Origin of the sequence: Flavobacterium sp. DSP2-3-1, from assembly GCF_049896865.1 — a bacterium.
Taxonomy (GTDB): Bacteria; Bacteroidota; Bacteroidia; order Flavobacteriales; family Flavobacteriaceae; genus Flavobacterium.
Window position 1 is genome coordinate 61,599 of record NZ_JAFCVD010000004.1, and the last position, 12,896, is coordinate 74,494.

8 protein-coding genes are annotated in these 12,896 nt (G+C 34.0%); 4 read left to right on the forward strand and 4 right to left on the reverse strand.

All coding sequences use genetic code 11. The features are described from left to right. Positions 1–25: 25 nt before the first annotated feature. Entirely contained in the window at positions 26–508 is a 483-nt protein-coding gene (gene purE, locus ACP7AT_RS05830; RefSeq protein ID WP_426063414.1) for a 5-(carboxyamino)imidazole ribonucleotide mutase, read from the reverse strand. A gap of 56 nt (positions 509–564) precedes the next feature. Beyond that, positions 565–1,722, reverse strand: coding sequence for a 5-(carboxyamino)imidazole ribonucleotide synthase (locus ACP7AT_RS05835; RefSeq protein WP_426063416.1), 1,158 nt, complete (start codon positions 1,720–1,722; stop codon positions 565–567). Positions 1,723–1,938: 216 nt separating this feature from the next. On the opposite strand from ACP7AT_RS05835, the gene hpt reads away from it, so the two are divergent. From hpt to obgE, 4 genes are all read left to right on the forward strand, one after another. Next, positions 1,939–2,469 carry a hypoxanthine phosphoribosyltransferase gene (gene hpt / locus ACP7AT_RS05840; RefSeq protein ID WP_426063417.1) on the forward strand — a complete coding sequence of 177 codons (531 nt, stop codon included), beginning with the start codon at positions 1,939–1,941 and terminating at the stop codon, positions 2,467–2,469. A 12-nt stretch (positions 2,470–2,481) separates the two neighbouring features. Continuing rightward, positions 2,482–3,054, forward strand: a complete 573-nt coding sequence (locus tag ACP7AT_RS05845) for an adenylate kinase (RefSeq protein ID WP_426063418.1) — start codon at positions 2,482–2,484, stop codon at positions 3,052–3,054. 223 nt (positions 3,055–3,277) lie between these two features. Then, a complete protein-coding gene (locus tag ACP7AT_RS05850) occupies positions 3,278–4,552 on the forward strand; it encodes a hemolysin family protein (protein ID WP_426063419.1) in 1,275 nt (424 codons plus the stop codon). Between the two features lie 65 nt (positions 4,553–4,617). Beyond that, positions 4,618–5,619 (forward strand): GTPase ObgE, encoded by a 1,002-nt coding sequence (obgE, locus tag ACP7AT_RS05855; RefSeq protein ID WP_426063420.1) that lies wholly within the window; start codon positions 4,618–4,620, stop codon positions 5,617–5,619. Positions 5,620–5,691: 72 nt separating this feature from the next. Here the strand turns inward: obgE and lysM are convergent, their stop codons facing one another. Together lysM and ACP7AT_RS05865 are read right to left on the reverse strand one after the other, a co-directional pair. Then, a complete protein-coding gene (gene lysM / locus ACP7AT_RS05860; protein WP_426063621.1) occupies positions 5,692–6,162 on the reverse strand; it encodes a peptidoglycan-binding protein LysM in 471 nt (156 codons plus the stop codon). Positions 6,163–6,333: 171 nt separating this feature from the next. Next, positions 6,334–12,816 carry an MG2 domain-containing protein gene (locus ACP7AT_RS05865; RefSeq protein ID WP_426063421.1) on the reverse strand — a complete coding sequence of 2,161 codons (6,483 nt, stop codon included), beginning with the start codon at positions 12,814–12,816 and terminating at the stop codon, positions 6,334–6,336. Positions 12,817–12,896: the final 80 nt, after the last annotated feature.

Here is a 12,896-nt window from a genome sequence, read left to right on the forward strand (position 1 = left end):
AAAAAGCTCCGTAATGGAGCTTTTTCTATTTTTGGAGACTTTCAGCAGCGATGTTTACGGCTTCTTTCAATCCTGTTTTATACTTAATGACTTTCTCCAATACACTTTTGTTGTGGCTTCCTATGATTTGAGCGGCGAGAATTCCGGCGTTTTTAGCACCGTTAAGCGCAACTGTTGCAACGGGAACTCCGCCCGGCATTTGAAGAATGGATAAAACACTGTCCCAACCATCAATGGAATTACTTGATTTTATGGGAACGCCAATTACAGGAAGTGGCGACATTGAAGCGACCATTCCAGGCAAATGAGCAGCGCCGCCAGCGCCGGCAATAACAACCGATATGCCGCGGATGTGTGCATTTTGGCTGAAATCAAATAGTTTTTCAGGTGTTCTGTGTGCCGAGACGATATCGACTTCTGTTTCTATATTGAATGCTTTTAGGATATCTATGGCTTCTTGCATAATAGGCATATCGGATATGCTTCCCATTATTACGGCTACTTTCATTGTTTTTTTCGTTTAAAGTTTAAAGTTGCATACTGCGACTGAACACTGATTACTATTTAATGACCACTGATTACTCGAATCGTATTCTTCACCTCTTCAGCAATTCTTCGTGCTTCGTTAATGTCTTCATTTACGATGGTGACGTGACCCATTTTTCTAAAAGGACGCGTTTGTTTCTTCCCGTAAATGTGCGGTGTTACACCATTCCATCCTAATATTTTTTCGATATTTTGATAAATCACATCTCCAGAAAATCCTTCGGAACCGACTAAGTTTACCATAATTCCAGCGACTTTACTATCCGTATTTCCCAAAGGCAAATCAAGAATAGCACGCAGATGGTTTTCGAATTGCGATGTATAACTGGCTTCAATCGAATAATGACCCGAATTATGAGGGCGTGGAGCCACTTCATTCACGAGGATTTCATCATCTTCGGTCTGAAACATTTCAACGGCTAATAATCCCACATGATGGAATTTTTCGGAAACATTCAGTGCTATTGCTCTAGCTTTTTCGGCTACTTTGTCGTTAATTCTAGCCGGACAAATCACATATTCCACTTGGTTGGCTTCCGGATGAAATTCCATTTCCACAACAGGATACGTTTTTATTTCGCCTGATGGATTGCGACAAACAATAACGGCCAATTCATTTTTGAACGGAACCATTTCTTCGGCAATGCATTCAACATTAGCTAAATTATCCAAATCTGAAATATGCCGAATCACTTTTACACCATTTCCATCATAACCAAATTCGGTGCATTTCCATACAAATGGCAGTTTTGTTTTTGAATCCAATATAGAAACAACAAGACTTTTAAGATCGTCAAAACGTTTGTAACTGGCGGTTGGTATATTATGCTGAATGTAAAAATCTTTCTGAATTCCTTTGTTCTGAATCAGTTTCAACGTTTTTGGCGATGGATATACTTTTAATCCTTCTTCTTCTAATTTTACCAAAGCATCCAGATTTACCAGCTCAATTTCGAAAGTCAAAACGTCCACTTTTTTACCAAAATTATAAACCGTTTCAAAGTCCATTAAATCTCCTTTGAAAAATTGGTCACAGGCAATTTTGCAAGGTGCTTGATCACTTGGATCCAAAACGTAGGTTTGTATGTCGAATTTTCGGGTATCAAACAACAGCATTTTGCCCAGTTGTCCGCCACCGAGAATTCCTAATTTGAAAGCTGAAGAAAAATAATTCATTGTTTAGTTGTATGTTTAAGCAAAGATACTTTATAATGATTGAATAGGGAAATCCTATTTTATTTTCTTCGGAATTTCTCTTATGACTTTTATGATTGTCAATAAATTTTAGGATGTTTTTTTATGAAATTTACTTAAAAATACAAATTAAGGCCCAAGTATCAATTCACAAATCCGAATTCTGTATCTTTGCCCATTATTTTAAATACGAAAATAATGATACAACTTCTCGATAAACAATTTGTTCCGTTTATTTCTGCTAAAGAAATAGAGTTTGCATTGACAAAAATGGTTGCTCTGATAGAAGACGATTTCGCGGATGAAATACCAGTATTTGTCGGTGTTTTAAATGGTGCTTTTATGGTTGTTTCTGATTTTATGAAACTATATAAAAAACCATGTGAAGTATCTTTTATAAAAATGGCTTCTTATGAAGGAACTTCTTCAACAAATCAAGTGAAACAACTGATCGGACTTAACCAGGATTTGACTGGACGTTCGGTTATTATTATAGAAGATATTGTAGATACCGGTAACACGTTGGTGGAATTGAAAGAATTGTTCAAGCAACAAAATGTAAAACATTTTAAGATAGCGACGCTTTTTTTCAAACCGGAAGCCTACACTAAAGACATTAAAATAGATTACGTTGGAATCCGAATTCCAAATAAATTTATTGTTGGTTTTGGCTTAGATTATAATGGATTAGGAAGAAATTTACCCGAAGTATATAAACTAAAAGAATAACTACACATCAACATGACTAACATTGTTTTATTTGGAAAACCAGGAGCTGGTAAAGGAACTCAGGCGGAGTTTTTGAAAGAAAAATATAGATTAAAGCATATTTCTACTGGTGACGTATTCCGTTTTAATTTAAAAAACGATACAGAATTAGGCAAACAGGCAAGAGTTTATATGGATGCCGGCGATTTAGTGCCGGATGAGTTGACTACTAAAATGTTGATTGATGAGGTAAATAAACATCCGGATACCAACGGAATTTTATTTGACGGATATCCAAGAACAATCTCGCAAGCCGAAGCATTAGACGCCTTTCTTATTTCAATTGGTTCTAATGTTGCTGCAACAATTGCGCTAGAAGCTGATGATGAAATCTTGATCCAGAGATTATTGGAAAGAGGAAAAACAAGTGGTAGAATAGACGATCAAGATGAAGAAAAAATCAGAAATCGCTACCAGGAATACAATGAAAAAACGGCTCCTTTAATGGAATATTATCAGGAGCAAGGCAAATTTCATGCAGTAAATGGAATCGGTTCAATTGCGGAAATTACCGAAAGAGTAAGTAAAGTGATAGATAATTTATAGGAGCAATTCCAGCTGTACATTACAAGTCCTCAATAAAAAAAATATTTTTATAGGTCATAAAAGGAGCTTCCTTTGGTCGCTCTTTTTTGCCAAGAAAAAGTAATTTTTTTATCTCCGGGCTTTTCACTGCCATCAGGGCTAAATGATGAGGTGGCAAACAACTGTTTTCTAAATTAAAAATTTAGGAATCACATTTTAAGATATAAACGAATCAATTAAAAAATTGGAAATAGTAATAATATTTTTTCTAATACTGCTAAATGGGGTTTTCTCGATGTCAGAAATCGCATTGATCTCAGCACGAAAAAATAGACTGGAAACTGCAGCCAAAAAAGGAAATAAAAGTGCCAAAATCGCTCTGGATCTAGCGAATTCACCGAACAAATTTTTGTCAACCGTACAAATAGGAATTACTTTGATAGGAATTCTTACCGGTATTTATAGTGGGGACAAAATAACGGTCGATGTAGAAACATTTGTAAGTGGCTTTGCATTTTTAAAACCTTACGCACATTCTGTAGCAGTGGGTTTAGTTGTTGTCATATTAACTTTTTTCTCGCTCGTTTTGGGCGAATTGTTGCCAAAAAGAATTGGACTCAACCATCCGGAAGCTATTGCAAAAGCAGTGGCGTTACCGATGAAAATTGTGTCAATAATTACTGCACCTTTTATCTGGTTGTTAACTCACTCAACTGATTTTTTATTAAAAATTTTGCAAATAAAACCAACAGCAGACGGAAAAGTTACTGAGGAAGAAATAAAAGCAATTATCAAAGAAGGAACTGAAGGCGGTGAAGTTCAGGAGATAGAGCAAGATATTGTGGAGCGTGTTTTTCATATTGGCGACAGAAAAATAAACTCTTTAATGACTCATAGAAAATCAGTGATGTTTTTGCCATTACATTCAAATAAGGACCAAGTTAAGGAATTTATGCTGAAAGAACTTCATTCAATTTATCCGGTTTATGGGGAACACTATGATGATATTGTTGGGGTTGTTAACCTAAAAGATATTTTTGCACATTTTGAAAATGAAAATTTCAATTTGGCAGATATCATGACCGAAGCTCCTTTTATGATGGAGCAAACTACAGCCTATGTAGCTTTAGAGGATTTCAAAAAAACAGGAATACATTACGCGTTTGTCTCGGATGAATATGGCGTTTTTCAAGGTATAATCACGCTGAATGATATTCTGGAAGCTTTGGTAGGCGATGCTTCTGATTTTTATAAAGATGATTTTCAGTTAATAGAAAGAGAAGATGGAACGTGGTTAGTTGACGGACATTATTCGTTGCACGATTTCTTGACGTACTTTGAATTAGATGAATTAATCAATGATTATGAAGTTACAACTGTGAGCGGATTAATAATGACAGAGCTCTCTCATATTCCAAAACAAGGGGAGAAATTAATTTGGCAGAAATTTGAATTAGAAGTTATCGATATGGATGGCGTGAAGATTGATAAAGTGATGGTGAAGGCGATTAAATTATAAAAATAGATGTAAGTTGGAAGTTTGAATCTATTCAAGCTGAAATCTAAAATCTGAAATTAAAAAAAATGACAGAAGGGAATTTTGTAGATTATGTTAAAATATATGTTTCATCCGGTAAAGGAGGAAAAGGATCTACGCACTTGCACAGAGAAAAATTTATTGAAAAAGGTGGACCTGACGGTGGTGATGGTGGTCGTGGAGGCCATGTATATTTAGTGGGAAATAAAGGTCTTTGGACATTATTTCACTTAAAATTTGCCCGACACATCAAAGCTGGAAATGGTGGAGATGGAAGTGGCGACCGAAGTACAGGTGCTGATGGAGATGACAAATATATTGAAGTGCCATTAGGTACTGTTGTAAAAGACAAAGAAACTGGAGAAATATTATTTGAAATCACCGATGATGGTGAAAAACAAATTTTATCTCGCGGTGGGAAAGGAGGTCTTGGGAACTGGCATTTTAGAAGTTCAACAAACCAAACTCCCAGATACTCTCAACCTGGTTTACCTGGAGTAGAAATGGATGTAATTCTAGAACTAAAGGTGCTTGCTGATGTAGGTTTGGTAGGTTTTCCTAATGCTGGAAAATCAACGTTGTTATCAGTATTGACATCTGCTAAACCAAAAATTGCGGACTATCCTTTTACAACCTTAAAACCTAATCTTGGAATTGTAGCATACAGAGATTTTCAATCTTTTGTAATTGCAGATATTCCGGGGATTATAGAAGGAGCTGCCGAAGGAAAAGGATTAGGACATTATTTCCTACGTCATATTGAGCGTAATTCAACGTTACTTTTTTTAGTCCCTGTTGATACGCCAGATATTAAAGCTGAATATGATATTTTGGTAAATGAATTGACGAAGTATAATCCTGAAATGCTTGATAAAGAGCGTTTGTTGGTGATTTCTAAATGCGATATGTTGGATGATGAGTTGAAAGCAGAATTAAAAATAGAATTAGATGTAGCTTTCAAGGATGTTCCTTACATGTTTATTTCGTCTGTTGCGCAACAAGGTTTGACAGAATTGAAAGATAAGTTATGGAAAATGTTGAATGACTAAAAGTACTCAAAAAGTACTATTTGTATATATAAAAGGGCTTCAGATTTTTGAAGCCCTTTTTATTGGTATTCATTACAAATTTGGAATTCTCAAAACCTGTCCTGAATATATTTTATCTGGATCAGAAAGCATTGGATTATTAGCTTCAAAAATAACATCAAATTTAGTTGCGTGATTATAATAGGTTTTCGCAATTTTGAATAACCAATCTCCCTCAACCACCGTATGGTATTTTGATTCTGGTTCTTTTACAGCAACTTCTATTTGGTTGTCCACTGACGAAACTCCCTCTAGATTACCAACAGCTAAAGCGATTTTTTCAGCATCAGACTGATTATCAACTTCTCCTTTCAAAGTCACTTTTTCATTTTGTGCAACCACAGTTAAAGTTTTGAAAGATATATTCAAAGAATGTACATGAACCAAAAGCGCACTTGCTTTCAAAACTTCTTTCTCTACAACTGGAGCTTCCACCTCTTTTTTTTCGAATAATTTGGATCCTGCTCCCTTGATGAATGATAATAATCCTACAGCTAAAACAATTTAATTAATAAATACTAAAACAATGAATATCTTTCCTTTGTTCTATTTTTATGGCGGTAATTTTGTACAATGTTTTATCAATTGAAAGCTTAAATTAATTGATGAATTATAAATAGTAGAATTCCTCTCGAGGGAAAAACATGAAGAACTTTTTTAAATTAAAGATCGTTACTATTTTACCATAAACCGAATTCCTTGGGTATGACTGGTAAATTCAGGAGCGTACATACTTTGAATAGTTGTAATTCCGTTAGAGAAATCACCGCTATTATTTACACGAAGATCATATTCTAAAACAAAAACACCTTTGTTTATTTGGTCAAAAAAGAAATGAGTTGCGGCATCTTTTGTACTTTTATAGAAACCCAATCCGCTTTTATATTGGTATGCTGAAAGTACATCTACAGGTTCAAAACAAGAAGCACGCATATCTTTTAAATGCACAAATTCCATATCTTCCTTGGCAGAAATCACTAATCGAACGGTAACTAAATCACCAAGTTGAAGCGGATTATTCGAAGTTATTCGTTGCAGTATTTCGCCTTTGTCGGTATTTTTCTTAACATACAATTCTTTAGAAACTGATAGTGCAGCGGTAGAAATGGTTTTTATTTTATCCAAATCTTCAAAGAATTGCCAATAAACACCACCGAAACCTGGAACTTTCGATTTGTTATCGATGGAAATAGTTGCCATGTCTTTTTTAATTTCATCTGCCTTCCAGTTAAGTTTTACATAACCTGTTTCGGCTTCTTTTTCGTTTTCGGATAGTTTTCTGGTTAGGATTTTCTCGTTTCCAATTTTGAAAATTGTATTGTCTTTCACACTCAACCAATCTGTTCCTTGCATCAATAAAGCATAAATTGCTTCGGTGGTCGATTTTGTCGTGGGCCAGTTTTTAGTTTGTTTGTTTTTTAATAACCAAACTTTCATGGCATTTACGGATTCATTATCGTTTGTAATTTCGGCGAAAGCCTCAATCAGTAAAGCCTGAGTTTCGATAGGCGCTTGATACCAATACCAGCCAGATTTGTTGGCAATCCAATACATTCCCCAATTTTCATTGTTTGAAGCGGTTTCTTTTAGGTTTATCAGAATTTTTTTGGCAGTTTCTTTTTCGCCAAAACGATTTAAGGTCAAGGCCGCCAATCCTTTTTCGTATAAAGAATAAGTCAACCACTCTTTTTTGGCAGTTTCAAGGTACAGTTTAGTTACTTTTTTTAACGTGTCTGAAAGCGGATAAGTTTTCAAATAGAAACTTCGGGTGTATAAATAATGTAATTCAGTATACGGATTTGACCAAATCAATTTATCGGTTGCGTTTAATTTTTCTGTTGTGGTTTTGTGATTTTCTAAAAACTTTTGATCCAAAAACGGAATTCCTGTTGCAGTAATTTGTTTAATTTTAACTGCATTATTTTCGGTAGTGCTTAATTTTGAGAGATGCCCCAAACCAGCCAAAATGTGTCGGGTTATGTATTCGTTTTCGGTGCTTCCTTCAAACCAAGCGAATCCTCCCGAAGCATTTTGCTTTTGTTTTAACTTCTTGAAAGTAGCTTCTTGTGCATTTTTCATTTTTTCTAGGTCAAAAAGTAACGCTACGTTTTTTTTCTTTTCGTCTTCACTTTGCGCATCATTCAGCCAAGGTGTTTCGGCAAGAATTATCGATTTTAATTCCTCGTTTTCTTCCAGTTCCGAATTCAATTTTCCGTTTTTTCTCCAAGTTTCGAATAGATTTGCTATTTTCGGATTACTCGAAATGATTTCCGAAGCCAAAGCATTCGCATAAAATCGGGCAAAGGTTTGTTCCGCACATTCGTGTTCAAATTCCATTAAATAGGGTAGCGATTGAATGGCAATCCAAGAGGGATTTGAAGTGTATTCTAACGTAAATTGATGGTTTCGTAAAGTAGTAGAAGTGTTATTTTTTAGATTCTCGAAAGTGTATTCTTTCTTCGAATTTTCTCGTACCCAAATCGGGATACTTTCGGTAACCAACATATTATTAGTTAAAACCGGAAGTATGTTTTCTTCGCCATCCGAAAAGTTTCCTGCTTTGGCCAAAACTTTATACTGAACGCCTTGTAGACCTTCTGGAATATAAATTTTCCAACTCACGGTTGTATTTCCAAAAGGAGCGATTTTGAAATTTCTTACTGTATTCGCATTTCTCATTTTAGCATCGATTGATTGCATTGTGGTCGCATCAAAAAGTTGCAAGACAGCGATTCCTGTTTTGGCTTCACTTGTAATGTTTGCCACTTTTGCCGTGATGACTATCGAATCTTTTTCTCGGAAAAAACGAGGGAAATTAGGCGTCACCATTAACTCTTTTTGAGTAATAACACTTTTTTCTAAATAACCAGAACCAGCTTCTTTGTTGTGTGCCAATAATCGGAGTTTCCAAGCGGTCAAAGCTTCAGGCGAAGTAAAATTGAAACTTACTTTTCCCTTGGCATCTGTTTTTAAATTCGGATAAAAGAAAGCAGTTTCCGAGAGATTTTTTCTGGCTTTAACTTGAGTCAAGGCTTCTAATGCTTTTTTGGTTGTGATGATAATGACGCCGTTAGCTCCTTTGCTTCCGTATAATGCGGTGGCTTTTTCGGCTTTTAAAATATTAACAGAAATGATGTCCGATGGAGAAATTAATTTGAATTGTTCCTCAGTTATTAGTTCGCCATCAACGATATACAAGGCGTTTTTGTAATTAGCTAAAATACTTGAGTTTCCTCTAATTGTTATTCCACTGGCTTTTCCTTCTAATTTTATATCTATTCCTGCAGTGTTGTAAATTTGATTGTCCGCTTCTTCTACAACTTCCGGTGTAGCTGCAGTTAAAGATTTCTTTTTTACACTGCTATAACCCACAACGACAACTTCTTGTAAACTATTACTGGATTCTTCTAATTGAACATCAACTACTTTGGTGTCGATTGTAATTTTTTTAGATTCGAATCCAATGTAGGAGAACGTTAATTCTTCTCCTACAGCGGCTTCTATTTGATAATACCCATCAAAATCAGTTTCAGTACCGCGTTCAATTCCTTCTATAGTAACTCGCGCGCCGGGTAAAGGGTATTTCCCGTCAGTGACAATCCCTGAAATCATTTTTGCATTTAGCGGTTTTTTACTTTTAGTATTTAGCTGTTTTTGATATTCTTTTAGTTGCTGTTTTGTGAAAGAATCGTTGAAGTTGAATCCAAACCACATTAATTTGGTAGTTTCATCAATAAGTTCTATTCGATTAAAAATTGGATTTAGATTCCGAATGTAACTTGATGTTTTATCAAATCCTAAACTAGTTTTAAAGTTAGCAAAGTTGTAGTTATAATCATTGAATTTCAATCCATTCCAATCTCTTTTGGCAAACTGATCTAAAGAACTATCGTACATTGAAGCCAAAACTTCGGCTTCTTTTGTAGTGTTGGATGATTTTAATTGAAAAGACCAATTTTCACTGCTTCCTGGTTGTAATTTGTTTCTGAAACTTTCAACTGTGAATTCCAATTTGAATTCTTTTTCTTTGAGGATTACTTCTATTTGGTCGTAAAAAGTCTGATTTTCGAATACACTTTCGAAACCTACTTTTATTCTTTTTTCAAATTCCTTTTTTAGCGGAATTTTGATAATGATTTCATTGTTTTGCAAATGAAAAGTATTCTCAAAATAAAGGAAACTTTGGTAATCTCCAGTTGTATTGATATAAAGTTCCGGAATAACCGACGTTAATTTTACTAAAACAAAACCATCTTTCTTAGCATCAGTATTGATTTGTTCTGCGACAAATAATTTACTCGAATCGATTTTGTCCTTGCTCTGTATCAATTGGAAATTAGAATTGGTTTCTATTGGATTTTCAAAAGCGTCTTTGGCCGAAAAAACCACTTTATAATTCCCGGATTTGTACTTGGAAATAAAATCTAATGCTGTTTTTTTATCTTTTTCAGTGTTAATTTTTTTAGAAAAGACCAGAATTTCAGTGAGTTTTAGGTCATTTGGTTTTTTATTGTCTTCGTATGGAAAGGAGCGCTCAAAATCTTCTTTTGAAATAGTTTCAATTTCTGGTTTCGTAAAAACTCTAGATTTAAATTTATTCGAAAAAGGACTGACATAATAGAGTTTAATTTCGCCTTTAACAGCTAAAAATTCTCCATTGAGATTGGTGCTGTTTAGTTCAATTTCATTTTTATTTTTGGTTTCAATTCGGTTTGGGATAGTTGTAGTAAGTGTCAAAGAATGGTAGCCAATCCTAACATTTGTTTGGGTTTGGTGCGTTTCGCCATTACTATCAGTAACGGATGCTGTGATGTAGTATTCAAAAATGGGTAACTGTTCTTTGGAAGCATTTTCAAAAGGTTTGGCGATGAAATTTATTTCAAATTTTCCCGCAGCATCTGTTTTAGTTTCTCCAACTAAAATAATTTCTGATTTACCGTTTTGGTGGTAATAATAACCGTTGTTTAAGGTGTAAGGAATGAGTGTGACCTTGTAGGCTACTTTTGCATCCGAAATATTGCTTCCGGCAAAAGCTTTGGCCAATCCATTTACGCTTACTTTTTGATTGACTTGATAGGAATTTTTAAAAGGCTCGAAAGTCACTTCAAATTTTGGGCGTTTGTATTCTTCAACTCTGAAAGATATTTCAGAATCATTAAATTCTATATCATCCCAAAACTGATGTTGGTCATTTGTTTTAACAAAAATAAAATTTTTATTATTGTCGGGTTCATCAGCTGTCATTCTGAAATTTCCTGTCAGTCCACTTTTAGGTAATAAAAATTCTCCGGAGAAGGAGCCGTATTCATTGGTAACCACATCAAATTCTTTGAAAACAGTACCATTTGGGTCTTGAATTGTAATTTTGAAAGATGCTTTTGCAACAACACTCGTTTTGTCTTGTCCTTTCCTAAAAGCAATTCCTTTGTAGTAAACCGTTTGTCCCGGACGGTAAATGGCGCGGTCCAAATAAAATTCGACTTTTCCTTTTGCTTTCTGGTTTTCTATCGTCGCGTAATCATTATAGTAATTCGCGTAACGATTGTTCAATAATAGAGAATCGTTTTCAGTTGTAAATTCAATAAGATTATAGTTACGGTTGTTATTTTCTTTGAGATACGTTGCTTTGCCATTTTTGTCGGTTAAAATAGTTTGATTTAATAGTGTTATAGAAACATTTTCTAAAGGTTTTCCAGTTTTTCTGTCCAACACCTGATAATTTTCTTTCTTATCGTTTTCCGAAGTTAGAACTGTAATATTTGAAACAGTGATAGTTTCGTAAGCAAATGCTTTTGAGTTCTTGATAACTGCGTCACTTTCAAAATACACCAAATAACTGCCTGTTTTTAATGGCGGTAAAAGCACTTCAGTGCTGTATTCGAAATAATTATTTTTTTCTTCAACTTCATAGTATTTGGTTGCAATTGCTATTTTGTTTTTAATTATAGCAGATACTAAACTGTCTTTTTTATAAGGGGAATTTTGGAAGTCTTTTATGTCGTTTTGATCGATTTTAAAGAAAGAAATCGAAAGGCGGTTTGTGTTTTTGTACTGAACAAAAGCTCTTGTGATTTCATCACTATATACGAATTTTTGAAGTTGAATATTCAGTGATTTAGAACCAATGTTTTGTTTCTTTTTTTGGGCCAGTTTGTGTGCATTAGAACGATTGTTGATGCTAATAATACTGTCGAGAGTTGCAACGGCTTGAATCTTATAATTTGGATGAATTTCTTTTGAGGCATATCTGTTCAGAATAATTGCTTTTTCTAACTGAATATTTTGAGTCAAAATTAGGTCCTTAGATTGTTTTTGAATCGCATTCAAGGACTTCATAAATGTATCAACAGATTCTAATATATAGCTGTTGCAAAATTGAATTCTGTCAAATTGGTTTTCTAAATCAGGAGCGTCTTTTTCTTGTTTCTGATACAATTCCAGCACTTTTTTTAGTTTTTCATTTTTTACAAAAGCAAAATTTAATTTTAAAAAGGATGCTGAATTTCCTAAAAGTTCTTTTTCATAGGGTAAAAATTCCTTTTTTTGAATTTCCCATTGCTGAATCTGCTGAGTAAGTAACGCAATGTTTTCTTTTAATAAATAGTTAAACAGATTGGCTTTTTTTGTTTTTTCTTCATCACTATAATCAAAAATAAGAAGGTAATTACTCAAGGAAGTTTGTTTTAATACCGCTTCGTCCAGTAGTGTTTTTTCTAAAGCACGATTAATCTGTTCCAAAAAGTCTTTTGAAGTCCACGTTAAAAATTGATCATCAATACTTACAGTATTTGTTCTGTTGTACAGTAAATAGGAGTTATGCTTTTGATAATCAATCAAGCATTTCGCATAAACTAAATTCAAAATCGCTTTCGTTGGAACTGAAGCTTTATTGATTTCAGTTTTTAAATTGTTTATAATTTTGGTTTGCGCGTTTTCATCCAAGACTTGCAAATATTTTGATTCGTAAAAAAAGCATTTTATTATTTGGATTTCATTTTTATCCCGAGTAGCTTTTTGCTGTATTTTTGAAACTATTTCATTGGCAGATTTAATTTTTCCATCATTTTCATATTCAATTACCTTAAGCCAGTTTTTGTCATAATCTTGTCCAAAAATTGAAGTAGAGATGAAAAGGAATAGTAAAAGAATATTTTTCATAATTTGCGTTTAAAATAGTGAAGAAATATTCCCTAATGTGCTTAATTTAATATCAGAAAATATTTCCTACTAAATTACTA